Origin of the sequence: Bacillus cereus group sp. Bc010 (assembly GCF_027716745.1) — a bacterium.
In the GTDB taxonomy this organism is placed as follows: domain Bacteria; phylum Bacillota; class Bacilli; order Bacillales; family Bacillaceae_G; genus Bacillus_A; species Bacillus_A pacificus.
Genome location: NZ_JAQFUY010000047.1, coordinates 1 through 26,437, shown reverse-complemented (window position 1 = coordinate 26,437; position 26,437 = coordinate 1). Strand labels below are relative to the sequence as shown.

The following is a 26,437-nucleotide window of genomic DNA, read 5'->3' as shown; positions in this document are numbered from 1 at the left end:
GACTAGCAGGGCTTACTGATATATTTAATTAACTTTCGTTATAATTGGTTAAATAAATCGTAACAGTTAGTTACCCTCTCGCTCTCGTCACTGCTACATTGACGAGGCGATGGTTTTTATGGTCAAAGAATAATACGCCAGGTCGTTCTTGCGGATAGCTATCCACTGTATCAAATATCATCATATCTCTTTCAGAACCTTGGAACTTATGAACCGTTGCCGCTAAAACAGGTATGTGACGATACTTCGTTTTTTGCAACATTTCTCTCATACACGTTGATAAAAAGCGGGATTGCGCCCTGTAAGGTGTAACAACACCGATCGATTGAACACCGTCTAACAGTCCGATTAACATCATTTGCATCGCTACTAAACCAGACATAATATTAAAACGAGACCCTGAAGCAGCGTCTTTTAACGAAAATGCTCCCATTAAGCTCGTATCAAATAAAACACTCGCCTCATTTGCGAACGGCTGCAATTGCGCAAGTTCTTTACGCTCTGAAACAGACGGATGATCGTATACTCTATTTTTATAAATAAATGAGTTTGTAAACTTAGATATATCCGCATGCATACGTCTTTGTTCCTGCAGCATAAATAGGTTCGGGTGTGCTTCTGATTTATTAACAGACTCAACAATCCCGGCATGGTAAAACATATCTTCTCCAAGCCATTTTCGAACGAGTTCATGGTTCGCCATCGCAATTGGAGGTAACTGTAAAAAGTCACCACAAACGACGATACGTTTTCCAAGTGATGCAGCTAATGCGATTTGTGGAACATATGCCATACTTACTTCATCTACAACAACTAAATCAAATGTACGCTCATAAATAAGTGAATCAATGGCACATTTCGATAAAGTTGCGCCGATTACTTTCGCATTTTCAATGTATTCTTTTTCTACCTCTTTAATTTTCGCTTTTTGCTTTCGAAGATCACTTTCAATCTCTTGTATGCGCTTCTTATCAGCAGACGTCGCTTTATATGATAAAATCTTTTCACGAAGCTCTTGGCGTGTTTCTTCTAAATAGAGCCTTTCTTCTCCCCAAGATCCATTCGTCGTTTCAACTAACTTCGACGCAAGTAACGTTTCATGATTTCGTATATGTTCATGTTGACTATAACCGTAACGAACAATTTCACCAGGCGTCCATTTCTTTTTCTTTTCAATTTGCTTCGTTACTTCGCTCATTAATACGTCCACTGCCGCATTACTATGAGCTAAAACAAGTACCGATTTTCCTTTTTGATAATGAGCCGAAATAATACGTGATAAATTGTAAGACTTCCCTGTTCCAGGCGGTCCCCACACGTACGTCGTCGGATTGTAAAACGAACGATACGCCAATTCATTTTTCGGATTTTTCATCTTCTCAATATGCTTCGGACTACTCGTCCCATCAACAAGACGCTTTATACGATTACGTTTTAGCTTATCTTTACGCGCTTCTTTTAATCGCTCTTGTAATTGCTCTAACAATTGCCACGGTTCACTATATAAAACCGCTTCTCGTATTTCACCTTGTATATAATCATTTAACTTCAGTTCTATTTCTAATCCATGTACAGATAATACTTCCCCTGTCGCTTCCTCACCATCGAACTCAATTCGAATCGGTGAACCTTCCGGTAAGCTTACTTCCGAAATAAGCTGAAATACGTATACTGTACTTTCATAATCTGTATATAAAAAACGACCGTTTATGATAGAAATTTTACTACCACCTATCGTTTTCCAATGTTTAATTTCATACGCTAATGCATAATGCCACTCTTTCATCGTTTCCGATAATGAAGGAGTTTGAGTAGGTGTATTCATCGTATAATCTCCTTCCTTCTCCCCAAACATACTTTCTCACTATACCATATAACACGCTAAAATTTGTAAGGTTTTTATCTTGCTTATTTTCTTAATTTTCAATAACATATTGTATATAATTTTCAGAAAGAAGGAATCTACATGCCAGTTAGAAGAATTGAACACGTCGGACTTATGGTTGCAAACTTAGAAACATCTATCGCATTTTATGAAGAAGTAGTTGGCTTACAACTCATTAAACGTATGGGACACCCGAATCCAGACTTAAAACTCGCTTTTTTAGGTGTGGAGGAATCAAAAGAAACGATACTCGAATTAATTGAAGGCTACAACTCTTCCCTTCCGGCAGAAGGAAAAGTACATCACATTTGCTTTAAGGTGGATTCATTAGAGGATGAAATTGAAAGACTAAAGAAACATGCAGTAACCTTCTTACTAGGAGAAGAAATCGAAACATTACCGGATGGAACACGTTACATATTCTTCGCTGGCCCTGATGGAGAGTGGATTGAGTTTTTTGAGACGGAGAGATAATAGGTTGTTCTCTCTTCTCTCCTATTTCTTTTCTTAATGGGGTAGCGCCACATCGCTATCAAGCTAAGCTCATACAACATCAATCATAGTAGAGGTTGTTTCTTTTTTCTAAAGGCAACCGTGTAGGAAATGGAGACCCCCTATTTATCGATCAATATCAATGGTTAATTAAAAAGATGACTTCACTAATTATAAGTTTTTAATAAACTAGTAAAAAATAACAAAATATAATAATAATATGTTAAACAGCTCTTAATCTACTTGTAATGAATTATTTTAAATTTAGCCCTTATCGTATTACCTTATTGAATAAAACTTCTAATAAATTAATCTGAAAGGTCGTTCTTAAGTTATAAAAACTAGTTTTCAGATTTTGTGTAAACAAAAGGAAATAAGATCCATTTTATGGACCCTTTTTCCTTTTGTTATTTTAACTTAGTGTAATCTATATTGTCCTGTTAACTGCTCTTCAGCCATTCGAACTAAACGTTTTGTAATTTCTCCACCGACAGATCCATTTGCACGTGACGATGTATCAGGCCCTAGTGTGACTCCTAATTCACGGACAATTTCATACTTCATTTGCTCAATAGCACTTGCTGCAGCTGAAATAAGAATTTGATTTGTATTACTTTCGTGTCTTTGAATATTCATAATTGCACCTCCACTATATTTGTATATAACCTGTGCTTAATTATGATATTTATACGTAAGTAAAATATTTTCTTCTATCGTTTATCTATTCATTTAATAATATTTTTCACGTCTCCAATACGTATATCACCATCATGATGATACTCAATAACAAACCCCATATCTGGTGAATATATCCACGTATCAAAACTAACAGCTGTAACATCATATATTACTTTTAAAACTTGATGTAAATTTGTTTTAATTACTGGTACTCTGGCATTATCCCAAATAATATATACGGTCTGAGAGTATGTTCCAAAACAGTTCTGTAGATATAATTTTATTTCATCCTCATTATATAAATCACCATAGTTTTCAATGTTGGACCAATCTACTCTCCCCCATTGTGTAATAGGGAATGCATTTTCAAAACTTTTTACTACCATTTTTCCTTGAGTATTCTCTAAAATTTCAATGTCTTCACCTAATGCTTCAATACACTCTTCCAACAATGTTGCCATTTTATTACCTCATTTATTTAGATATTTTAATAATGATTTAAAGGTTTCTTCGTCTCCTTCAAAAGGAATTGCATATTTAATTGCTTTATCTTTTTTTCCATTTCTAAAATCTTCTACATTTATATGCATCCCTTTACTAGGGTCATAATCTAATCGCCATCTTGCTTTATGATCAGCTGTCTCTCTGCCAACAATTTTACCATAACCAGCGCTTTTTTCCATTGTTCCTATAAATGGTTGTGAATCTGCCCCAAAATCCCCCAATAAGCTCATTGCTTTATTTCTTGCTTGTTCATATGTTTGAACCTTATCAAGAACAATCTCTCCTGAACGACCACCTTTAGCAGCTGCTTCTAGTGCCTTTCCTTTCTTTTCAAGATCGCCAATCTTCCCTACAACTTTACCAACAACTCGTGTTGTACCACCAGATACGACGGCCAAGGTGCCCCATGCATAATCGTCAGGACTGTATTTTTGACCTGTTACTAAGTCTTCACCTTTGATAAGTTGTCCAATTTCTTTTCCTGTACCAATTATTGGTGTAATACCCAATACGAATGATAAATCTCCATCATTTGCACGATTATAAATGCGAGATGGATCTCCACCCAAATCATACAGTGCACTACTTAAATCAATATTACCAATATTTCTAGCTGCAGCAGATACATCAACTTTATGACTTGCTATTTTATTAGCCGAGTCCATAAAGATATTTGCAAGATCTATTCCCATATTAAAATCTGTGAAGAATCCTGGGATTTTCTCATCTAACGCTTGTAAATCTTGCGCAATGACTGGAACGTTTTTTCTTGTTACCTGTACAAGTTCCTCCATTCCAGGCTTCGCCTCTTCTATTGAATGTTTCAAGCGAATAGAGCTATTTACGACTGGTCCTAAGTCTGTAATAGCACCAGATAATCCCTTTGATAACTCTTGCATATTCAATGTGATTTGATGAATGTCTTTATTAATCTCATTTTGACATTCAATGGCTTTGGCCGCAACCACATCTAATGCTTGATAATATCCAACATATGCTTCAATAAGTGATTCATAGTACTGAAGTATAAAACTGTATGTTTCTACACCAAAATCCAATAACTCTTTTCCGTCAGCCCCAAGTAATTTTACTAGTTCTTTTCTTTGTGTAACTGTTAGATTTTTTATATCACCCTTCATTGCATTCACTAGTTCTTGCAATTTATCATGTGATTCTTTCATCACTTGTATTTTATACTGTACATCTTGCTTTGCATCATTAATGTCTCTGGAAAGATTCTCTAAGTTTTCTGCCTGATCTACCCAATGTTGTTGTTCTTCTTCTAAAATTTTTATCGTATTATTTATGTATGTTTCATCGTTTTTTAAGTAATTTAATACACCTTCAAATATCTTTACTTTTCCATCAAGCAGAGTAAGTGGACTTTTAGCCTCCTGATCAAAGATAATAGCATCATGAATACGCACATATCCTTTTTCACCTTGGTAATTAACCTCATACCAAGAACCGACTTTCCCCACTACTTCTATCACTTCACCCTTATTCACACTTTTTGCACGTAATGCTTTTTTTAAGTCTGGCTCCGGATATACTTTTTTAACAAGGGATTCTAATGTAACCCACCCTTTAATCAATTCTCCGTCTTGATTAAAAGAGAATTTCTTGTCTTTATATGTAAAATCTCCTGTTTGTAATGCACCTGAGGGCTGTAGTAAATACCAATTAAATTCTTGCTTCATCCAACCATTTCTTGATTCATGAGAAGCATCAAAATAATACGGTTTCCCATCAACATGTGTAAATCCTGATTGCACATGACCTAACGGGCCAAAGTAATAGATTTTCCCGTCAATATGTTGGATTCCAGTTTGTACTACTCCATCGGTTCCCAAATAATAATCGTATCCATTTGTAGTACCCATCCAGTTTGCATAAAACCATCAGTACCAAAATAATAACGTTTTCCATCAATCGATTGAAAACCTGTTATTATTTGCCCATCTTTTTTATAATACGTCCATTTTCCTTCTTCTTGTACCCATCCTTGTTTATTGTCTAAATAGAGTGCTTCTTTTAATTGATCAATCCATTGTAATCCATTCGCAAGAAGCGTTAAATCACTATCTAATTGTTTATCAAATTTCTTTTCAATATTTTTTGGGAAGTATTTTTCTGGATCTTTATGATACTCAGTTATCATAAAATGAGACAGATTCATTGCTTCTTTTGTTACATCCCATGAACGAACTGGTGATTCACCAATTATAACTGACTCTAGTATCCGGACATATCCGATTTCCCCTTGATATTTGACCTGGTACCATAAGCCTTGTTTTGAGATGACTTCTAAAACATCTCCATCCTTTACAGGTTTAGATTTCAATAGAAATTTGGTTTCTGGCTTTGGATAGATTCTTTTAACAGCAGAACGTAGAGTAATCCATCCCTTTTCCATATCTCCGTACTTATTAATTTCAAATGGTTTTCCTTGATAGGTAAATATTCCTGTCACATACTTCCCATCTTTTAAATAGCTCCATGAAGTTGCAGAGAAACTCCATCCAGTCTTTAGTTTACCAGGTTCACTATAATATAAAGTATCTTTCCCTACCTGCTTACTCCCTTGGAATAGCCTTCCATCTTTAAAAAAGGAGTACTCTATTCCATCTAACGTAATGTTATCTGTTTGCTTACTACCATCTTTGTTGTAATAGTACCAATTCTCTTTCTCCTTCACCCAGCCAACTGATTCATCATTTTGCATATCTGTTACTTTCATAATCGTCCTATATAAGAACATAGAAAATTGCTCTCTAGTAACAATGCCATTGGGATTAAAATTACCGTCACCTGTACCACTTGTTATGTTGTTACCGGCTAATATTTTGACATATTCGTTGGCCCAGTGACCTTTCATATCAGTAAATTCAACATTTCCTTGCGGTTTTAAATCAAATGTTTTGACAAGCACAGTTGCCATTTCGGCACGTGTCATATTATTTTTCGGATTGAATTTTTTTTCAGCATTTACACTGAAAATACCACGTGCTGTAAGAGATAAAATTTCTTTTTTGAAATTGCTGTCGCCAATATCAACAAATGGATTATTTGTACTATCTTGCGGTTTTAAATATCGATACAAGAAAGCAGCGAGATGTTCGCGGGTAATAGGATCGGCTGCACCGAAATACCCATTTCCGTATCCCGTTATAATCTTATTTTCCGCCATATACATCATTTCTTTATACGCCCAATGGGTTTTAGGAACGTCAATAAAAGATAATGAATTCACTTGACCATTTTGTTCTGCATACGCTGTTCCTACTGTACTGAATAACAAAATACATACCATAAAACTTAAAAATATTTTCTTAATTGTATTCATAATAGCTCCTATTCAATTGTTAAAAATATAATTGTAAAATAAGTGATTCTGTCTAAACAATAATTAATTCATAAGATGTTTCATTTTTTAAATGTAGTAGCCCGTTTATGGAACCTTCTTAATATATAGTAAAACCAATTTTTTTAATTTAAAAATCCCTTAGTGTAAAATCCGCATTATGATGCCAATCCCCTTTCTCTTTGACGCGGCCTATTTGATTTAAAACTTCGACTTCCTCTGTAAGCATTAGGGCATAGATAGAAAATAATTAAAATAATGATAATATAAGTCCTATGATTTTCTTCATACTCGCGTCACCTTTTTAATTCATAAAAAACCTTTTAATTATATATTAGATTTCGTTTGTATTAAAATAAAAAAATATAAATATGCATAATTGCATATTTATATTCTCGATAGAGTGTACCCTATTGAGAAGTAATCCCTTTCCTTGATATTATTAGTCTTAGAGACTCTCAATAACACTTATCAAAAATACAATTGAAATTATGGGACAGGTAGAATTCTTATTACAAGCTGTAAAATCTTATATAAGAGATTTAGAACAACGATAATTATTTATTAAGGAGAAAAAGCGTAGAAATTGAATCTTTCTACGCTTTTTCTAGTATTCAAATTCCATACTCATTTCCACGAAATCACCATATGCACTATCAACGGAATAGGAATGTTAATGTCAATCTTTGCAGAAAAACTCTATATACTAATCATACTTAAAGGAGAACAGAACATGATAAAACATATACTCAGTTTCCTACTTGGAACATTTGTTATGATAATTGGTTACGTTTGGGTTATTCCCTACACCCTTGAAGCAATTGACAGTAATGTAAGCTATATTACTAATCACAAAAAGTATTTTAGTAAGTTATATGAATATGACATTAACCTTTGGATCATTGCAATGCTTATATTTTGCATTTTTACTGCGATTTCTGTTCTTATACTCAAGTTACCCGATTATAAGAAAAATAAAAGCACTCCTATAAAAAGATATAGTCAAACAAATCGGCAAAAAAATGCAAAGAGAAGGCGTAGAAAATAATTTTTTTATGTTAGGGTTTTTACTTATAAAAATATCTTAGCGTATAAAAACCGCGTTTTTACGTTGGTATTCCTTAATGTAAAATTGAAATATAGCCGTACCATTTATAAAAAAGTTGAATCAAAATGTTATTATGTCAGTTTCCCTCCTTCCACTAACTGGCAGTTTAATTTAACAAACAATGTTATAATTTAAATCAATTAGGGGGGATAAATTTGAAAAAGAAATCTACTGTTCTTTTATGCTTATTAATTTTCAGCATGTTAATAGCATATTATTTTTATCAAAAAAATCAAAATGAAGAATTCGTTAGATGGGGCGATAGTATACATACTGTTAACACTGAAATACTAAAAGAGAATGATATTGAATACAAAATTGAAAACGATAAAGTTTATATTCCAATAAGCTCTCTTAGAAAAGCAACATTTTGCTGTTCCTAATAAAAATACAGAGTTAAGTTATAATTCTAATGTTTGATTTAAAAAATGTTTTAGACTATAGAAAAAAGTATTAATCTATTAAAAAATAGTTGTAGACTGAAAAGGTGTTTTCTATATGTGAAAACACCTTTTATTTCTGTAACTCCATTTATAGTATCCATTGTCCTAGTGGATATTTTCCGAATGTGTAAATTTGAAAACATCACGCTCTGGAATGTGTTTGTATAGCATGTTTTCTTCTTTGACAAGAATATCATAAGAATGATAGTCGTGTTCAATCGAGCCGCCAAAATCTCTAATGTCAATTGTTCCAATGAGCATCTTATTTCCGAATTTAAATGAAACTTTTTCGCCTAATTGGAACTTCATTGGTGGAAAATCTCTATCTTTTTTACAATACATGAATTTCACTCCTAACATTTTTATAAGCCAAGGTACCACCAGCAATTTAGAAAAAAACACTAAGCAAAAAATAAAATAAACTATCCATTTAGACTGTGCTCATTTACATAATTATCGAAAGCGGAAGTCAATAAATCTATCATATATCTTCAGCGATTTATTGCTGAAGATACAACTGTTTTGATAATGGAATACCCTTATTGAAAAATTCTGAGTAATCGTTTAAATAATAATCTGCTACATCACTTTGACCTTGAAACATGCATGTTATGATTCCTAATTCTTTTGCAGGTAGCAAATCTAATTCTCTATCTCCAATAGCTAGATCAATTTTGTGTTTTTGATGCAAGTAAGTATATGCTGATGGGTTGGGTTTGCGAGGAAAACCATTATCAATCGTAACCATATCTACAAAGTATTTGTCCCATCCATAATATTTTAAAATTGCTAAAACTCCATCTCTGTGTTTATGTGTCATGATTACATTCTTATCTGCAAATTTCAAAATTTCTTCCACGCCATCAAATGGTTTCATGTCTTTTGGAGACAATTCCTTTTTTAAGCTTTTAATTTTCTCTTTCTGGTCACTAGAAACATTATAGTAGTCTAGTGCATGTGAGTATGAAATCTTTAATTTTTTATAAATCTCCTGTTTATCTATCTCTTCTCCAAGTACTAGAGAGAGTATTTTGGTATAGGCAGGATATGTATTAAAAAGTGTTCCGTCAAAGTCCCATAAAATATTCAATTAAATCACCCTTTCTATTCCATTTTATCACAAGAATGTGGTAGCCATACTCTTGTTTTCTTTGTATACTCCATACACTATCAGTTAACATAACGTCTCATTATCAGTAGTAATCAAAAAGTGGATTCCTTACTCACAAAAGTAATCCCTTTTTTATTTTCCATAAAGCTATTCATCTTTTTATGCATTCCTATTATGGCGCGGTTTTAGGTTTCGCATTTGTTACTGAATGAACCGAATGACTGTATAAAATCTTGCATGCTCTTAGCGTTTTTTTCCAAAATACTGGCGGTAACCCTGCTATGTGAAAAATAGATACAACTCTTATTCTACCTTTACAGTTTCTTTCGATAAATATTTAAAAGCTGTATCAAAATATTCCTTTTTCCCCCAAGTATCTGAATTCCCAATTACTACAAAGTATTTTTTTGCTCTACTTGCAGCGACGTTTAATAAGTTTGGAGTGCTGGATGCCCAATCTAAAGGTCCTGTTCTCTGATCGTCTACGCCTAAAACTAAAATAACTAATGAGGCTTCTTTTCCTTGGAAAGTATGAACTGTTCCAATTTCTATTTTTTTGTTTGCTATTGAATTTTTGTTTAACTGTAATAACTTTTGAACTACACTTACAAAGGGTGAAATAATGTAGCAATCTTTCCCTGGGTTGTTTTGTGTAAATTTATTTGCAATCTCAATTGCTTTTTTTCCTTGCTCAGGAATATAGTGATTTCCTGAACCAGTAGTTTTCCCTCCAATATTAAACCATTGACTCATGTACATTGGATCCTCTACCATATCTTTGTTCTTAGTCGCATGTAACATCTTGTCTTGATATGTTGTTTTATTACATATCTCAAACATAGGGCTGTCACAACGTCTATGTACACGAAGCGGTGAGCCCAACCACTTTGTGTTATTTTTGGAGTCACTCATTGTTCCGCCAAATTTGTTATTAAGATCAGCAAATTCTTGTACACTTACTTCACTTCTAGTTAAATGATAGAAAAATGAGCTTTCACTCGTAATTCCAGCACTTTCATTTGCTATTAATTTGAGCTGATCATCACTCAACGTTACAACCGGAGGTATTTGTAATGGATCACCTACCACTACAACATTTCTAGAACGCCAAATGGCTCCAATTGCAGATTGTGGTGTAGCTTGACCTGCCTCATCAATAAACAGCCAACCAATATCTTCCGTTTTCAAATCCCTTAAAAACCTTGAAACAGAAGCAAATGTTGAAGAAATTATAGGTGTAAGTAGGAATATAGTATCAAACATCGCTTGGATGAAGTCATCCCTTTGCTTTTCATTAATTTGGGAATCAAGATTCGCTTTTTCTTTCCCACCTAAAAAATAAGCCCTTGCTAAAGTTAAATTTTTTTCTATTTTTTCCTGGTTTTCAATTAGGAAAGTACAATATTCATCCATCATTGTTTTGAATAGCTTACTCCGAACACAATTAATTCGATCTTCTTTATTATCACCATCAATATTAACAAATTGTTTTTGTGATGATTGCCATTTTTCGTCATCTATATCATCAAAGTCATCGTTTACTTGCGCGGTTTTAATCATACTTGATATCTGTTTTTCTAAACTATCAAAGGAATACTCAGCACTAGCATGTATATTACACAGATCATTAAGTTCATCTGAAATATTTTGAAAATATTCTTTTATATTTGCTGATTTCCCCATTGCAGCTGATATTTTCCCCCAGCAACTTTCATTCTTGTTATATCCTAAATAAGTGTAATTGTTTTTTATTAATTCCTCATCTTTAGGCAAATCCATACTTATATTTTCAACAGCAGCATTATTATTTGATGTAACTAAAATACGATATTCTTTAAGTTTTGAATGAAAATAATAATAATAATAATAATCCTCTTGCCCCTCAGAAAATTGTATTTTTGTAAATAAATCCTGTGTTTCCTTTAAAAACTTTACCTTTTCAAAAATAATATTTGCAAATACATCTTTTAATAATGTAGTTTTACCAGTACCAGGAGGACCGTTTACAGAAAAAATAAAACCCTCTTTTTCCTTTGAATTTGCAATAATAAGATTTAAAGCTACCTGCTGCATTAAACCTAGCGGAAAACCTGAAGGCCATCTCGTAATTGGAATATCTCGTAAAATCCTTTTTATTTCGTTAATACTCTCATTATTAAAAAAGTCTACTCTTTCACCTGAGTTTTTTAATGTTTCCCAGTTATCTAAGGCAAGATATGTTTTTAATGCTTTACCTATCTTTTCATATTTAATGTTATATTTTACTTCCTCCAAATCTTCAATATAAAAACTGTTTACTCCTACATATTCTTTGTATGTAAGTCGAATATTTTTCTCATAATCCTTATCACTAGAAAATCGAAATACTCCTTCTTTATCGAAGTGGCTATGTTTTATGTATGATTTTAATATACTTTGAATGTTCCGAGAAAGTTCTAACCAATTTTTATATCTAACATGTATAAACTTTATACTCTTAGCCAGTTCCACGTGTCCTTCTGACTCATTAAACTCTAAGTCATTACTAATTTTACTGTAATTTTCACTTTCAATTACCGACGTTATTGTACTTATTAAATCCAACTCTAAATCTTTTAAACTTTTTCCAGGGCGAAGAAAATATTTAATTATAGGACTAACTACCACACTAGATTCTAACGTTTTATCCTTTATTGGTTTTAGCATATGATCTAACTGAATATGAATAAGAAAACTATTAGGAAACCCTTGAAAATCAGTAAAACTAATTTTCTTATTAAATTCGTTAGAAAAGTATCTTAGCACTTCTTCTTTTGCAACAGGTAAATAGAATAAAGATGCTTTTGCATCCATTAAATACTTACCTTTTGCACTTTCTCTTTTTTTTTGTAGAAATATTTGCATATAATTTTGAGGTGAACCATTAGGCCTTATAAAGTCAAAGTAATCAATAGTAGGTTCTCTATGAAAATAATTTTTTAAATTAAAAAGGCTTAATGATTCTTTATCACAATTCATAAAGTTAAAATGTTCTAGTTCAATGAAATAATTCATTACTTTTGAGGATACTTCCTTATAATCACTATTTTTAATTTCTTTCTTTTTACTATTAAAAATTAAAGAAAAAATTTTCTTTAAACCACTCATTATTAATCTCCTTTGATAAAATAAGATATTATCTAAATTATACCAAATATCCTATTGAAATATAGTCTGATTAAATCAAAAAATTTCCAGTAAGGAGCCATCTTTATTTATCGTGATTTCTTAGGTTGATAGCGTTGGGGTAATACCTCTTTTTTGTGGATTTAAAATAACGGTTAACTGTTATAAAAAAGTTGCAATGCTTTTTCTCTTACAAAATAAAAGATTTGACTTTAAGATTAGACCCGATTTTGAGGTAGTAAAGAATAATCCAATCGTTGAGAATTTTATTTTAAGAGTAAAAATGCATTAATTAAAAATCCAATAAAAGAAAATCGAACTAGATAGCCTTTCTAGATTGATTTTCTTTTTTATATTCTCTAGGAATATTCCTCTTCACTGCAACTCATTGCTATTTGTATAAGAGAAAATGGGATTTGATAAGGACTGTGGGTTGTATGCAGTCCTTTTTCGTTACAATAAAAAAGGAAATAGAAAATATCAAAGTTACAAGGAAGTGAAAATGGTAGAATAATATGTTACGAAGTAATGGGTGGACTGTAATCGGATTGTAGGGTATACAGGCAATCAAGACATGGGGAATCACGTTTGCGGTATCCTTCCCCAAATCACAATAACCAGTAGCTTAAGACTTTTAATATAATATTAAAAAGTGGATATTCTTAAACACATATCCACTTTCAACTACGTATATTTGTCACCTTAAACATACTTTTTCCCTATTTATATACTTACCTTCGCTTCTCCAATATCCTGCTTTTTAATTAAATCTAAGTAAAAATGTGAGACAGTTGTGTTGTAATAAGGATAAATAAAAATAAATGATAGATTAAATGTAAACATTCCGATAAATGCGGCTAATAAAAACCATCCTATAAATGATAACCAAAGAACAAATAACTTTAGCTTTTGTCCTTTCATTATTCTTTTACTTTCTCTCAATGCTTCACTTGCTGTATAATCAGGATTCTCTACTAATATGTAATACGACATGGAATAAGAAAAATATTTAATAATACCTGGAACAATTAATAAGAGACTCCATAAAAATAGAAAAATAGCTTGCAGCAGCCCCAATTTCATTGATTTAAACACATTCTTCTTTTTAAATCCCGAAAATACATCGTCTACCTTAGCATCTTCTTTTTTCCCTAAGTGTAAAGTAAAAACAGAATATCCATAATTGAAGATACCTTGTATGAGACTATAAATTAGAAAACAAACCCCACCTAAACCAATATAACTTAAAATAAGTACAGCAAGTGCTGTTGGATCTACTTGTGGTTCGCCACCAATTGAATAAATAAATAATGCATCCGGGCCAATTATCCCGATAAACAGTGCAAATATTAAATACATGAAAGTGGCTATTGCTGATGCACTTAAGGTCGGTACAAAATAGAATAAAGCTGATACTCCTATACCTACTCCCCATTTCCCATCTAACGAGTTAAGTGCTGCTTTCTTAAAATTTCTTGTCATTCTTGTATTCCCTCCTTTTTTCTTATTTTGCTTTACTAAAAACATAAAAGAACTTGTAGCAGGCCCCGCTACAAGTTCTTTTAGCCAAATACTTTAGCTCCTCGAAAAATTATTTATTCTACACAATCGGGGGTAATGCCTAAAATATGGTTTGTTAACATCATTATATAACATAATTATGAATTCTTGTTAAAAATTCTATATTTTTAGACAAATAATTCTCCACATTTTTACTTATTTTTTATTTTCATGTAGTCTTTTCTATTGGGGGTAGCACCACATTGCTATCAAGTTAAGAAAGGTAAATGCCCCAGAGCGAAATTTGGTGCTAACTTGTAGCAAAAAACTCATTTTATTTTTTGCTTAGCGTTGTCTGTTTCCGAAATGCTAGTGGTACCCCTAATTGTCGTGATAAAAGGAGTGGATCCCCCACTCCTCTTCTATTATCATATGATTGTTTAACAACATGTCTTCATAGCTAGATTTAGCCTTAAACTTCAACATTTTTGCCTTTCAGTAAAAATTATCCCCCTCCTTTTACGCTTGCTCCGACTTTCAAAATTATTTCGTATACCCACGATTCAGTTCCGTTAACTTTTCATTGATGTTAAAAATTTTCACTCTAATATCTTTTACACCAGCTGCTTCAAGTCTGTTCTTGTGCATTTCCGCGTATTTTTCAGCATCTTGTTTTTCTTCAAATACATAGATGCCTCCAGCTTCTTTTGTTTCTTGATTCTCTGTCCATATTTTCCAGTGGAATCCTTCTTCTTCGTTAATACTGTTTGCTAAATCCCAAAAACCTTTTTCCATTTCTTCACCAAAAGGACCTTCAAACGGAAAATCAACTTGTAATAAATATGCCATCTTTGCTCACTCCTATTTTCAATATTTTTCAATTCGAATGCAGATAATATCTTAAATGAGTGCTGCTATTATTCCTGCACTCATTTGAAATTTCACCTACATTTTCAAAACCCCTTTTATAAAATAATTACAAAATGATAGCAACTTAAACGCATACAGTTTAATTGCTTTAGGTTATGTTTTAAAAATATGATACAAACTTATCCCTAAACTAAGAACCAACAAAACAAGCGCAGGTATTGCTTTCTTAAAGGGATCTCTTGCTAATACAATAAGAGTTAATGCAGCTGCAAGCATCGTACCACCTAACAACAATCCTGCTAATAAAGCTACTGTTGGAATCCAAATTCCTATCAACATTCCAATCGCTCCTACAATCTCAAAAGCTCCAGTTAAGAAATTAAAAAACGAAGGTAAACCAAATCGCTTGAACTCGTCTGCCATTTTCCCAGAAATAATTTTCGTACCTGTCATTAAAAAGAACAGAAATAATACAACTTTTACTACATTGATTAATATTAAAATAGCAATCACATCTTTCTTATTTATTTGATACATTTACATGCTATAGCATATATAATATGAAATTTTGACTGGTACTAGGAAAAAACGTGATCCTGAATCGAATCTCATACAAAATAAAGATATCTCCACCATTCCTTAAAACAAAATTATATGCTATAGCATATATAATACATAAAATAAAGTTTGTTCCTTATGAATAGCATCAATAAGGAACAAGTATTAATAGCGTGTATCATACAATTTGTTTAATAATGATTGTAATACTTTAATCTCTTCTTCGCTCAAATTACTCGTAACGAAATGGTGAGCGTCTGTCACTACAGGCAAGATTGTTTTCTTTAACTCGTCACCTTTTTCAGTTAAAAAAAGGTTATGTGAACGTCGATCTTGCTCATTCAAATCCTTCTTTACAATCCCTTTTCTCTCCATTGACTGTATCATTCTTACGACAGTAGTTTGATCTTTATCAATCGCTTCTGCTAACTCTTTTTGAGTAGTGGCTCTTTGGCTACAAAGAACACTAATAATCCCCCACTGCTCTGGCGTAACTCCAAAAGGCTTTAATTTCTTCGTAAAATAATTCGTCATTTTCACATCAGTACGATGAACAAGATAGCCTATTAAATCATGTAAGTTCATATATCACCTCTATAAATTAATATATAAAAGAGTATAGCATACCAGTCAATTATTCACAGTGAATGTATTCATTTTATTAATTATATGCTATGGCATATATATTATAGTAGGTCATTTTAATTGTCAAATGAACTACCTCTTATTTTTCTGCAGTATGAGTCCAGCTTATTAAAAATAATAAAATCCCGTATTGAATAAAAACACGGGATTGTTATAAATGAGTTATTCACTTATTCGAAAGAAGTTCATTCGTTACATATTACTTATTTAATTAAGAAACATTCATATACCAGCCCAAACATCTTTTCCATATCGTCCTTCCTCTTGCACTCGATCCAACCAATTCCTTGCTTCTTGTTCACTGACTTCATGAATTTCTTGATAGGCTTGACAAAGGGTGTCTTCTACGTCAGGAGCCATTTTACTTCCATCACCACATATATAAAGATGAGCTCCATTATTTAATAACGAAATTAAATGGATTCTATCTTCTTTTATTACATGCTGTACATATGTTTTAGGATGTCCTTCTAAGCGAGAAAAAGCTGCGTGTAAAGAGATTAATCCCTCTCTTTCATCATTTTCTAGTTCTGCACGATAGAGATAATCCTTTTCAGGATGACGACAACCAAAGTATAGATGTGCTTCTCCTAAGTTCATACCTTTTTGCTTTTGAACGCGACGCGCTTGTAAGAATCCACGGAATGGTGCAATTCCAGTACCTGGTCCAACCATAATAATTGGTGTTTCTGGATTTTCAGGTAATTGAAAGTTTGATTGTGGCGTTCGAATGAAACAGATAATCTCATCTTTATTATGACGCTGAGCTAAATAGTTAGAAGCGACTCCTTCATATGTCCCTTCCCCGCTCCATGCAGGCGCATTCACAACACCAACCGTAATACTCAGACGATCCTGTGCAATGAGTGGAGAGCTTGAAATTGAATAGTAACGCGGTTTGAGCGCCGGAAGAAGTTCTAAAAAACGTTCAAATCGGATTTCACAAGCCTCATACTTTTCAAGAAGATCTAACATTGAAATACGTTTCTTTAATATTTGTTCATGATAAACTCCGTCTTCCAATAATGATTCCAATTCCTTTTTATGAGGAGGACATGCTGTGAATGTCACCATTTCTCGTATTTGTGCTCGAGTGGCTGCTTCTTGCACTTCTACACTATAACTAAGAAGGTCATATAAACGAACAGGACTGTCTAAAGGTATGTGATTTACACTGCGCCCACTTGCGCTTAATATGACTTGATCCTTCCCGTTTAATCCAAAGCGTTTTAAAATTCGGTTGACATTTTTCTCACTATTAATTGGCAGCACCCCAAGGTGGTCTCCTTCTTTATACGTAGCGCCTTCTGGCAAGGATATCTCAATATGTCGCGTGCTTCTTTCACTGCTAGATGATTGAAGTTCACGATTTTCTAATATAGATGCATAAACTGCTTCATATGTTCGCGCAAGAGGAGATCCTCCAAGACGGCTGACAAATTGCAGACTCAAAGTACTGCGTTCTTTCTCCATGTTTTTGTTAAGTTCCAATCCAAATGCCTTCATCGCATCAGACCACATACTTTCTTTCCATTGCTCGAGCTGTTCCTCGAAATCGCCACTTGCATCTGCTTCTCCGCGTTTAGAAAATCTTGTTGCTCCTTTTTGAGCCATTTGCTCATCAATGTATCTTGGTATTCGCTGATAGGTACTAGCCCAATTATGGTCTCCACAACCAAAAACTGCGTATTGAACACCTTTTAGCTCATCCGGTTTTAATTCTTCCAACCACTGCACAAACTGTCCTGCATTACTTGGCGGCTTTCCATTATAAGAAGAAGTTACAATAAGAACCGCTCCTTCTTTTGGCAAACTTCCAATTCGATCGTTAAGAGCTGCCACTTCCGTTTGAACACCTTCTAAACTAGCTGTATCTGCTAGTTCTCTTGCAATACCTTCTGCTCCCCCTGTATCCGAGCCATATAAAACAAGAAGCGAAAGATTATCGGCTCCAATAATAGAAGGAGTCTTCTGAACTTGCTGCTTAATTTCATGTTTTTTCGTTTTCTCCTCTGTAGGCGCAAGAACAGTAGTATGGCTAATAGTTTGATTTCGAGGTACAATCCTAATTTTAAAATCACCAGGCTTAAGCGTTAATGTTTGTTTTACGTCCAGCTGATAGTCTTCATAATCAATGAATTCAAAATGTTGAAGAAGCATTCCCATTACGAGTGTCGCTTCATGAAGTGCAAACTGCATACCGATACATGCTCGTTGCCCATTTCCAAATGGCTTATAAGCGTGATGAGGAACCTTATCCAGATTTTCAAATCGTTCAGGTTGGAACTCTTCCACGTTGTCTCCCCACGCGTCTTTATCCCTATGTAACTGTGGAATAAGAACAGAAATACGATCTTCTCCTTTTTTAATTGGATATTTCCCACCAATCACTGTATCTTCTTTTGCATAGAGACTGAATGCTGGAGCAGTAGGCCATAGACGTAGCGATTCATTTAAAATCATACGTATATACTTTAGTTTCATAACTTGTTGGTATGTTGGAGTGGGATCTGTTAAAACTCGGTCTACTTCTTCATAGGCTTTTTTCAACTTATCTGGATTTTTTAATAAAAAATAGATTGCAAAAGATAACAATCCACTTGTTGTTTCATGCCCAGCTATTAAAAAGGTGATAATTTGAAAACGAATATTTTCATCATCTAATTTTTCACCAGTTTCCGGATCCTGCACATGTAACATACGGGAAAGTAAATCATTTTCTTCCTGATTCCCACTATTTTTACGTTCAGCAATAATATTATCTACTAAAGAAAACATGGATTGAATATCATGTTGAAATTGACGTTTCGTTCTTCGTTCTCCACATGAGTTTATCTTCTATATCCAGCCGCTGCAATTGGTGCATCGCCTCATCTAGAGCACGGGTCATGCTAGTAATAAAAGGATGAGGGGTCTCGCGATAAAAGCTATTAAATCGATAATTAAAACCACATAGACCAATTGTATCTAATGTAAGGCGAGTCATATCCTCTGGAACATCTACGTTTTCATTCGGATTCAGTCTTGCCCATTTTTGAACGAGTTGTACAGCAATATCGACCATCATGGCATGGTAATCTTTCATTGCCCGTTGGCTGAATGTAGGCATCAAAATATTATGAGCTTTTTTCCAGTTAGGCTCTTGAGTCTCACTTGTAAATAATCCGTCTCCAGCAAAGGCACGAACCTTCGCTAAAGCACCCTCTATACTTTTATCAAATCTTGTTTCATCACAGACTTCTGCTACCAGTTCATGTCCAGAAACGACAATGATCGTATCACTTAAAGTTTGCATTCGAAAAATGGGACCATACTCTTCCGCTATCTTGATAAAGGATAAGGTCGGTTTATCTTTATCGATTAATGGGAGATTCCCTAGCGGTCCATATGTTTTCGGCTGAGGAATGGCAGATACTTTTTTATCCATTAAAAACACCCTTTCAAAAAATACTAAAATATCCCATTCAATAGAAAGAAGATAGCAATGAAGCGCCTGGGATAAAAATATGTAATTGATTACCTTATTTTATCTTTTCCCTAATTATTCACGATTATGATATTGCTTATAAGGTTGATATTAGATTTATAACTTGCAGAAAAAAGACGAAATTAAAATGAAACGTATTAGTATAATGTTTATCAGAAATTGAAAACTAAAGATTGTAGTATTTGGAAAGCCAATAGTTTCTAATGAAAAAGGATCTGATATGAAGATCAGATCCTTTTTTCACTATGTGTAATTATTTCACTGTTTCTTTCAGTTCTTTTCCCGTTTTAACTATCAGCTTCTTAGTAGCAAAACAACTTGTAGACATCATTATCTCGAGTTTTATTTTGCTCTACCGATTTAACCTCTCGACTGCTTCCGGGCTTGTATCTACACGTTTAACGAAAAAAACTAATAGTAGTGCAACAATATTCATGCCAAGCGCTACATAGAACGAATATTGGATTCCGGATAATAAAGCCTTCTGCGTTACCATTACCTTCGTAGCTTCTGTGAAGGTTGTTGGATCTAATTCAGACATTAGACTTTCAGCTTTTGTTTTTGTTACAGAATTCATAATCGTAACAAGAATAGCAGTACCAATTGAACCGGACACTTGTTGAGCTGTATTATTAACAGCTGTACCGTGCGGATTTAAGCGAGTTGGCAATTGATTAAGACCATTTGTCATAAGTGGCATCATCACCATCGCCATCCCAAACATCCGCAGCGTGTAAATAAGAATAATATGTGTGTGACTAGAGTCGATTTGCAGGTTTGCCAGCATATAAGTTGAAACAGCTGTAATGGAAAGTCCTACTATACCAAGAATCCGAGGGCCATATTTATCAAATAGTTTACCTGTAATTGGTGACATAACTCCCATTATTACCGCACCTGGAAGCATCATCAGCCCAGAGCTCAGCGGTGAAATACCGCGGACATTTTGTACATAAGCTGGTGTTAAAATCATACCCGAAAACATGGCTACTGCGTTGACAATTGCAATTACAGAGGCAAGTGCAAACATTGGGTACTTGTAAACACGTAAATCCAATAACGGTTCATTCATTTTTAGTTGACGGATAATGAAAGCAATTAGGGCAATAGCGCCTACGATTAAGGTTGTTAAGACAACTTTATTCGTCCAACCATCGGAGCTTGCAGAACTGAACCCATATAACAGACCGCCAAAACCGACAGAAGATAATAGTAATGAGAGATAATCAAGTTTTGCATTTTTGTTTTGTCTCATGACATTCTCAGATTTCCAAATCCCTAACAGTAAGCTTATGATTGCTAACGGTAAAATCATTTCAAAAAGCAAGCGCCAGTCATAATACTCTACAATATAACCCGATAATGTCGGTCCAATTGCTGGGGCTGTAATCATAACTAATCCAAAAATCCCCATTGCTGTTCCCCTTTTTTCTCTCGGAAAGCTTACTAGCATAATATTCATTAACAAAGGTCCCATGACTGAAGAACCTGCTGCTTGAACCATCCGGCCAGTAAGTAATAAACCGAAGTTCGGTGCTACAGCCGCTAAGGCCGTACCAAGAATAAAAATCAACATGGATGTAATAAATAAACTCCTATTGGAGAAGCGGGTTATTAAAAATGCTGATGCCGGAATTAATATGCCACTTACAAGCATATATCCTGTAGAAAGCCACTGGATCGTTGAATAATCTTTAATGTCTAAATCCTTCATTATTGATGGCAAGGCTACATTTAAAAGCGAGTTATTTAGAAATGAAACAAATGCCCCAATAAAAAGGATTACAAGCATTACATATGGTGGTTTTCTTTTATGTAATGTTTCACTCATATATTTATTTGCCCCTTCATTATAAATTCCATTGATTAATTTCAATCGTTTACATATCTGCACAAAAATACATTACCCTTGCAGTATTTTGCCATACTCTTCGAATGGATATTCTCTTTTTCGCAATTCTACTTGCTCTACATAACATTTTTAAATTTTTTTTATTGCTTAAACCTTTATAAACGCATTTGTTAACCGAAATTAAATTAGGCTACATTTTGAGGTGAAGTTGTCTTATCGCCCACAAATAGCAGGATAAATCAACAAGACAAGACCACACCCATTCCTTTAAATACAGGCTTGTAAATCTAGTTATGTAACCATCCATCAAAAGGAATATTACATAGGCTAAGTCTAACATTACATTTTTAAAGTAAGGGGAATAAGCTTATGCACCAATATCGGTATTTGAATTCAAAAGGAAATGAGGAGCATTATAATTACCAAATTTCAATGTCATCATTATATGTACAGCCCCAAATCACTAAAGCTGAGGGAATGAATGATTTGAAGATTCCTGAGAATTGGAATTGTCGCTTCTATCCAATTGGTTCGGATTCACCAGCCAATTATACAGCTTTCTATCCTCAGTCCCCTCCCTTCTCTTTGGATCAGCCAATCCATTATGCAGGGATGATGCCCCAAGGTCATCCCGCTAATTGGCCTCCATTCCCAGGCCATGCAGGTAATTTTCAAAAACCTCCCTTACCCTGGGCTCAACCATTCAACCATACAGGGATGTTTGCACAAGGTCATCTTGCCGCTTTACTCTCACCGCCAGCTAAGGCTTTTAAATTTAATAGCAATAACTGGGGTATTTTCGGAAACTCTCCAGGATGGGGAGGACAGATAAGTCCCATGGGATGGGGGAATAACGGCGGTTACGGTCAGACAGGAATGCTTGGAAACTTACTTACAGTAGGCAAAGGCACTATGAATGGAATTGGAATGCTTAGTAGTCTAATGGGTATGGGGAAGTTCTTCTTTTAGTGAATTAGAACGAGTGGATACGTCCATAGATCAAACATGCCCATCAGTGTATTGATTATATGGTTCCAGTACTCCCTCCAAGTTCGGTTCCTCTTATGTCAAATTATAAAAACATCTATTGCCTTGTATGTGATAACTTGATATAGGTATGGTGGCATTAACAAAATGCAAAAACCGGTTCCTTTACGAAAGAACCGGTTTTTGCATTTTGTTGGAAAAGTAGTCAAATCTTTTTTTCATTATTTAACACTTTGAACACGGCCAATTTGTCCATCTTGTAGTCGAACTTTAATGCCATATGTATGTGTTTCGCTATGTGTCAAAATGTCTTTCACAACGCCACTTACAGTTTTACTATAATCATTATCCAATTGAATAACTACATGTGAACCAACTGAAATTTGTGACCTTGTTGGTTTCCCACCTGTTGCTTGTGTTGGTTTTTCTTGTTTTTGTGTTCTCTCCTGTTGTGTAGACTGCTGTTGCTGAGCTTTCTTCTCTTCTTGCTTACGTTTTTCTTCTTCTACTCTTTGTTGCTCTTCTTGTTTACGTTTTTCTTCTTCTGCTCTTTGTTGCTCTTCTTGTTTACGTTTTTCTTCTTCTGCTCTTTGTTGCTCTTCTTGTTTACGTTTCTCTTCTTCTACTCTTTGTTGCTCTTCTTGTTTACGTTTCTCTTCTTCTGCTCTTTGTTGCTCTTCTTGCTTACCTTTTTCTTCCTCTACTACTTTTTTGTCTTCATCCACTTTTTGCTCATCTGGTGCGCCCTTTAATTTTTCTTCATTACCTTTACAAGCACTTAAAGCAATTACACATAAACTCATAAGTGCAAATAATAATAATTTCTTTGACATTTAAAAATCCTCCTATATATACATTACAAATTAATAACTTTCATAGCATAACAAAAGTATATGTATTTCTTTGTCGTAATTTGTCGTAATTTGTCGTATATATGTAATTTCTACTAAAAGACTGTCTCTATAATAAAGTGAAACTTTAATCAATGGGGATTTTGTTCATCCCCCACTGATTATTAGTTGAACCAATCGGGCATTTACGGGCAATTAATCTCCCACCTAACTTCTTTGCTCCAGCCGAATTTTAAGATAGGAGTCTTACTGCCCGTTAATGCGGGATAAAAGCGAAAATTATTATATCAATTTGTGCACAGAAATTACGTTCGTTTACTAGCCGAGTGAGCTTAATTAATAAAATACAAGAAAACACCTTCATCTTATATATAAAAGGTTATCGGAATCTAACGAAGTCTATTATATGTTAAGACATTTTTAAAGAGCATAAAAAAACACCCTAAGGTGCCATACTCCAACTCGAGAATCATAGCTATGTATGGAGAAATTTAGAAAAGAGAAGTTTCTAATTATAATTTATAAAGTTATTATGCCATGTATTACATACATATTACCTTATTTACTGGAAGCTGAATCCAGTTATATCACTTTCTAATCAGTCTCATTAAAGCCATCCCAAGAAATCCAACACCCATACCTATTAGCCATCCTGTTTGGCCATTCCCTAACATAGACCCTACTCCTCCGCCAAGAAACATGCAGCCAACAAATACTAATCCTCCAATTCCCCAATTCGGCCGTTCCATAGTTCAATCACACCCCTTCCATAAAACATATGCGATTAACTAGCCTAACTTTCTTGCATGGGATAGTTAATTATTTTGCTTATGTTTAGCACTTTCAGGGCAGTCAAAAGATGCGGAGATTGAGTCATTTGAATAAATTACAGAAGGAGAATTTCATTTTTTCATATTAAATAACTTAAGAGTGTGTTTCACAATTTATGACTAGCCCCACCGCTATCCAACTCAGATAAGAAAGCAAAAACGAAAATTATATGCATCATTGACTACTGTTAACGAGACGTTACGTTAACCCCACATGAAAACCCTATCCATCCAAATTTACACAAAGTTATCCTTGCTGATGGTACAATTAAAATCATGGAGGGATATTATGGGGATTTTTTTGTAATAACACTACTTCTTATAAACGGCACTGCAATATTCTTATTTTTCTTGTCTGTTTCACCAAAAATTAAGGCTAAAAACCTATCTTCAATAATGATCTGTTTAGGTATAAATCTAATCATAAGTCCAGCGGCTTTTCTTATAGGTGGGATAGCTGATTATGCAGGTGTGGTGGCTAATTATGGAGCTTATTTTGCGGGTGAGTCGGCAACAGCCCCTCCTCTAGTTAGTCATGCAATTTATTTTTTTGGAGGATTTCTCTTTATTCAGGGAATACCGCTGCTCATACTACTTGCAGCTTTTTGGAAGTTTGCTAGAGCAAAGAAAATAAAACAAGTATAGAAGGATGAGTGGATACTTTTTAGAGTAGGGATTCGCTTTTTTCTCGCTACCAATAATAGGAGTTCATGTCATACAATGGAGTTACTATTAGAAAACTGTGAGGATGATTACGTTGATAAAATTTGTAATTTGTTACGCTGCAAGTCTGTTTGCTTTCATTTTTGGATAGTTCTTGATTTCATATATTTCTCATCCTAGCTTTATTCACCCGAACGTTGTATTAGGATTCATTAAAACGATCATTACTTATGGTAGTATACCGGCTCTTGTAGCTTGTCTAATTGGAGAAGTGCTATACAGGAAAATCAAGCGATGTAGAGAATTTCAATTTGGAATTCCTATATTTATAGGACAAGCCGTTCTCTATACACTTATACCATTCCTTTTTCTTTTTCCTTTTAATTTTTCGCATTTCTTTGACTTCGTTGCACCTGTAATTATGGGATCCTTAGCTTTTTATTTCGTACGTCGAAAAATATAATTAACTTCACGAGTATGACAAAAAGAATCCTGATTAGTAAAACCACACTGTATAACCAAACAGAACTCAAAGAACGCATCAATTCTTGCGAAATAAACAAGAAAAAAATAAAGGCTTTGAGGAAGAAAATAAGTAATTGTGTGAAAAAAGAAAGGTACAGCTTACTGATTACTTCATAAACTCATAAAAAAAGGACCATACATATTAGACATATCTAAAATGTATGGTCCTTTTGCCATTTGAATTTCTTTTTAAACTTCTTATATTTTCTATACGAATGTCTAACGATGTTTAACATAAAATACGGTATTTTAATAGGGAAAGGCAATTTATAAATGAAAGGCAAATAAAATATAAAATATGCCTTTTCTAGGTCTCTCCACTTACTATCTTCTTTTGTTTTTAAGAAATCAGATACATCCACTACATACCCTCTTCCGTTTTCCATCATCACATTTTTCCCGTGAACGTCACAAGGAGTTAATCCTTGTTCTCTTGCATACTCTAATGCTTCATTAATATCAAGGATTACCTGCTTAGGAATTTTAATCCCCTTATGAATAGCATCGTATAAAGTAATTTCTTTTAAACGTTTCAATACTATGAAATTTTCTCCTTTATATATAAGCTTCGAATAAGAAGGATGGTTTCCAATTCTTCGGTATACTTCCGACTCTTTTTCAATTCCTTCTCCTTCTCGTGCGTAAACTTTCACTACCCAATCTTTGTATTCTTTATGCATGAATACTGCGGCATAATTACCTATCCCTAAACACTTCCAAAGTCTAGGAATATCTTTAACTACTACAGGCTCGAATTCATCCTCACTTCTAATGCTTACCTCTTTTAATAATTCGTTCTTTATCAATCCCACAAAACTGTTTATACTCATCATTTCCACTCCGGTTTTGCTAAAAGGGGTCCCACCCCATGCCCATCAACTTAAGAACGAAAACAAAATGAACTTTCGTTCAAACAAACTAAAAAACACGTAATGTACTT

The 26,437-nt window shown here is 33.9% G+C and carries 21 protein-coding genes and 2 pseudogenes; 6 read left to right on the top strand and 17 right to left on the bottom strand.

What is annotated here, in order from left to right; all coding sequences use genetic code 11:
• Nucleotides 1-73: 73 nt before the first annotated feature.
• Nucleotides 74-1,855 (bottom strand): annotated as a pseudogene (locus PDQ68_RS26425) (DEAD/DEAH box helicase); the annotation flags it as partial.
• A gap of 111 nt (nt 1,856-1,966) precedes the next feature.
• Here PDQ68_RS26425 and PDQ68_RS26420 point away from each other — a divergent pair.
• Nucleotides 1,967-2,359, top strand: coding sequence for a VOC family protein (locus PDQ68_RS26420; protein ID WP_001145273.1), 393 nt, complete (start codon nt 1,967-1,969; stop codon nt 2,357-2,359).
• Nucleotides 2,360-2,794: 435 nt separating this feature from the next.
• Here the strand turns inward: PDQ68_RS26420 and PDQ68_RS26415 are convergent, their stop codons facing one another.
• From PDQ68_RS26415 to PDQ68_RS29055, 4 genes are all read right to left on the bottom strand, one after another.
• Nucleotides 2,795-3,013, bottom strand: coding sequence for an alpha/beta-type small acid-soluble spore protein (locus PDQ68_RS26415; protein ID WP_016717956.1), 219 nt, complete (start codon nt 3,011-3,013; stop codon nt 2,795-2,797).
• Between the two features lie 89 nt (nt 3,014-3,102).
• Nucleotides 3,103-3,516, bottom strand: a complete 414-nt coding sequence (locus PDQ68_RS26410; protein WP_061182640.1) for a CDI toxin immunity protein — start codon at nt 3,514-3,516, stop codon at nt 3,103-3,105.
• A gap of 9 nt (nt 3,517-3,525) precedes the next feature.
• The gene (locus tag PDQ68_RS29060) at nt 3,526-5,412 is read right to left on the bottom strand and encodes a pre-toxin TG domain-containing protein (protein ID WP_410974033.1); all 1,887 of its coding nucleotides are present in this window, start codon (nt 5,410-5,412) and stop codon (nt 3,526-3,528) included.
• Nucleotides 5,394-6,905, bottom strand: a complete 1,512-nt coding sequence (locus PDQ68_RS29055) for an S-layer homology domain-containing protein (protein WP_410974032.1) — start codon at nt 6,903-6,905, stop codon at nt 5,394-5,396. Before PDQ68_RS29055 ends, PDQ68_RS29060 begins: the two co-directional genes overlap by 19 nt.
• Before the next feature lie 751 nt (nt 6,906-7,656).
• Here PDQ68_RS29055 and PDQ68_RS26400 point away from each other — a divergent pair.
• Nucleotides 7,657-7,971, top strand: coding sequence for a hypothetical protein (locus tag PDQ68_RS26400; RefSeq protein ID WP_061184287.1), 315 nt, complete (start codon nt 7,657-7,659; stop codon nt 7,969-7,971).
• Between the two features lie 215 nt (nt 7,972-8,186).
• Nucleotides 8,187-8,414 (top strand): hypothetical protein, encoded by a 228-nt coding sequence (locus PDQ68_RS26395; protein WP_016717960.1) that lies wholly within the window; start codon nt 8,187-8,189, stop codon nt 8,412-8,414.
• A gap of 165 nt (nt 8,415-8,579) precedes the next feature.
• Here PDQ68_RS26395 and PDQ68_RS26390 read toward each other — a convergent pair whose 3' ends face one another.
• The 9 genes and pseudogenes from PDQ68_RS26390 to PDQ68_RS26350 all read right to left on the bottom strand — a co-directional run bounded on the left by PDQ68_RS26390 (nt 8,580) and on the right by PDQ68_RS26350 (nt 21,620).
• A complete protein-coding gene (locus tag PDQ68_RS26390) occupies nt 8,580-8,816 on the bottom strand; it encodes a hypothetical protein (protein WP_016717961.1) in 237 nt (78 codons plus the stop codon).
• Nucleotides 8,817-8,973: 157 nt separating this feature from the next.
• Nucleotides 8,974-9,564 (bottom strand): HAD family hydrolase, encoded by a 591-nt coding sequence (locus tag PDQ68_RS26385; RefSeq protein WP_001024262.1) that lies wholly within the window; start codon nt 9,562-9,564, stop codon nt 8,974-8,976.
• Between the two features lie 324 nt (nt 9,565-9,888).
• The gene (locus PDQ68_RS26380; protein ID WP_270787101.1) at nt 9,889-12,711 is read right to left on the bottom strand and encodes an AAA domain-containing protein; all 2,823 of its coding nucleotides are present in this window, start codon (nt 12,709-12,711) and stop codon (nt 9,889-9,891) included.
• A 741-nt stretch (nt 12,712-13,452) separates the two neighbouring features.
• Complete coding sequence (locus PDQ68_RS26375) at nt 13,453-14,211, bottom strand: DUF975 family protein (protein WP_016717964.1); 759 nt, start codon at nt 14,209-14,211, stop codon at nt 13,453-13,455.
• A gap of 561 nt (nt 14,212-14,772) precedes the next feature.
• Nucleotides 14,773-15,078 (bottom strand): monooxygenase, encoded by a 306-nt coding sequence (locus PDQ68_RS26370; protein ID WP_000323770.1) that lies wholly within the window; start codon nt 15,076-15,078, stop codon nt 14,773-14,775.
• 174 nt (nt 15,079-15,252) lie between these two features.
• Nucleotides 15,253-15,636, bottom strand: coding sequence for a DoxX family protein (locus PDQ68_RS26365; RefSeq protein ID WP_061182548.1), 384 nt, complete (start codon nt 15,634-15,636; stop codon nt 15,253-15,255).
• Nucleotides 15,637-15,822: 186 nt separating this feature from the next.
• Complete coding sequence (locus PDQ68_RS26360; RefSeq protein WP_001048555.1) at nt 15,823-16,242, bottom strand: MarR family winged helix-turn-helix transcriptional regulator; 420 nt, start codon at nt 16,240-16,242, stop codon at nt 15,823-15,825.
• 282 nt (nt 16,243-16,524) lie between these two features.
• Nucleotides 16,525-19,729 (bottom strand): annotated as a pseudogene (cypD, locus tag PDQ68_RS26355) (bifunctional P-450/NADPH--P450 reductase).
• A 412-nt stretch (nt 19,730-20,141) separates the two neighbouring features.
• On the bottom strand, nt 20,142-21,620 hold the full coding sequence (locus PDQ68_RS26350; RefSeq protein ID WP_029141146.1) for a DHA2 family efflux MFS transporter permease subunit: 1,479 nt from the start codon (nt 21,618-21,620) through the stop codon (nt 20,142-20,144).
• A gap of 390 nt (nt 21,621-22,010) precedes the next feature.
• Here PDQ68_RS26350 and PDQ68_RS26345 point away from each other — a divergent pair, with 390 nt between their 5' ends.
• Entirely contained in the window at nt 22,011-22,610 is a 600-nt protein-coding gene (locus PDQ68_RS26345) for a hypothetical protein (protein ID WP_016717968.1), read from the top strand.
• Between the two features lie 239 nt (nt 22,611-22,849).
• On the opposite strand, the gene PDQ68_RS26340 is transcribed toward PDQ68_RS26345, so the two are convergent.
• Nucleotides 22,850-23,461, bottom strand: coding sequence for a YwbE family protein (locus PDQ68_RS26340; protein ID WP_270787098.1), 612 nt, complete (start codon nt 23,459-23,461; stop codon nt 22,850-22,852).
• Between the two features lie 605 nt (nt 23,462-24,066).
• Nucleotides 24,067-24,228 carry a hypothetical protein gene (locus PDQ68_RS26335; protein ID WP_162839801.1) on the bottom strand — a complete coding sequence of 54 codons (162 nt, stop codon included), beginning with the start codon at nt 24,226-24,228 and terminating at the stop codon, nt 24,067-24,069.
• A 357-nt stretch (nt 24,229-24,585) separates the two neighbouring features.
• Between PDQ68_RS26335 and PDQ68_RS26330 the strand changes: the two genes are divergently transcribed.
• A complete protein-coding gene (locus PDQ68_RS26330) occupies nt 24,586-24,954 on the top strand; it encodes a hypothetical protein (RefSeq protein WP_016717971.1) in 369 nt (122 codons plus the stop codon).
• Between the two features lie 172 nt (nt 24,955-25,126).
• The gene (locus tag PDQ68_RS26325; RefSeq protein WP_235590119.1) at nt 25,127-25,435 is read left to right on the top strand and encodes a hypothetical protein; all 309 of its coding nucleotides are present in this window, start codon (nt 25,127-25,129) and stop codon (nt 25,433-25,435) included.
• Between the two features lie 214 nt (nt 25,436-25,649).
• Here PDQ68_RS26325 and PDQ68_RS26320 read toward each other — a convergent pair whose 3' ends face one another.
• Complete coding sequence (locus PDQ68_RS26320) at nt 25,650-26,327, bottom strand: protein kinase family protein (protein WP_029141148.1); 678 nt, start codon at nt 26,325-26,327, stop codon at nt 25,650-25,652.
• Between the last annotated feature and the right edge of the window lie 110 nt (nt 26,328-26,437).

Excerpts from the sequence above, each read along its gene's own strand:
- PDQ68_RS26350 (WP_029141146.1), bottom strand. The coding sequence starts at position 21,620 with ATGAGTGAAACATTACATAAAAGAAAACCACCATATGTAATGCTTGTA.
- PDQ68_RS26410 (WP_061182640.1), bottom strand. The coding sequence starts at position 3,516 with ATGGCAACATTGTTGGAAGAGTGTATTGAAGCATTAGGTGAAGACATT.
- PDQ68_RS29055 (WP_410974032.1), bottom strand. The coding sequence starts at position 6,905 with ATGAATACAATTAAGAAAATATTTTTAAGTTTTATGGTATGTATTTTG.
- PDQ68_RS26415 (WP_016717956.1), bottom strand. The coding sequence starts at position 3,013 with ATGAATATTCAAAGACACGAAAGTAATACAAATCAAATTCTTATTTCA.
- PDQ68_RS26375 (WP_016717964.1), bottom strand. The coding sequence starts at position 14,211 with ATGACAAGAAATTTTAAGAAAGCAGCACTTAACTCGTTAGATGGGAAA.
- PDQ68_RS26390 (WP_016717961.1), bottom strand. The coding sequence starts at position 8,816 with ATGTATTGTAAAAAAGATAGAGATTTTCCACCAATGAAGTTCCAATTA.
- PDQ68_RS26365 (WP_061182548.1), bottom strand. The coding sequence starts at position 15,636 with ATGTATCAAATAAATAAGAAAGATGTGATTGCTATTTTAATATTAATC.
- PDQ68_RS26360 (WP_001048555.1), bottom strand. The coding sequence starts at position 16,242 with ATGAACTTACATGATTTAATAGGCTATCTTGTTCATCGTACTGATGTG.
- PDQ68_RS26345 (WP_016717968.1), top strand. The coding sequence starts at position 22,011 with ATGCACCAATATCGGTATTTGAATTCAAAAGGAAATGAGGAGCATTAT.
- PDQ68_RS26420 (WP_001145273.1), top strand. The coding sequence starts at position 1,967 with ATGCCAGTTAGAAGAATTGAACACGTCGGACTTATGGTTGCAAACTTA.
- PDQ68_RS26400 (WP_061184287.1), top strand. The coding sequence starts at position 7,657 with ATGATAAAACATATACTCAGTTTCCTACTTGGAACATTTGTTATGATA.
- PDQ68_RS26380 (WP_270787101.1), bottom strand. The coding sequence starts at position 12,711 with ATGAGTGGTTTAAAGAAAATTTTTTCTTTAATTTTTAATAGTAAAAAG.
- PDQ68_RS26340 (WP_270787098.1), bottom strand. The coding sequence starts at position 23,461 with ATGTCAAAGAAATTATTATTATTTGCACTTATGAGTTTATGTGTAATT.
- PDQ68_RS26370 (WP_000323770.1), bottom strand. The coding sequence starts at position 15,078 with ATGGCATATTTATTACAAGTTGATTTTCCGTTTGAAGGTCCTTTTGGT.
- PDQ68_RS26330 (WP_016717971.1), top strand. The coding sequence starts at position 24,586 with ATGGAGGGATATTATGGGGATTTTTTTGTAATAACACTACTTCTTATA.
- PDQ68_RS26335 (WP_162839801.1), bottom strand. The coding sequence starts at position 24,228 with ATGGAACGGCCGAATTGGGGAATTGGAGGATTAGTATTTGTTGGCTGC.
- PDQ68_RS26320 (WP_029141148.1), bottom strand. The coding sequence starts at position 26,327 with ATGAGTATAAACAGTTTTGTGGGATTGATAAAGAACGAATTATTAAAA.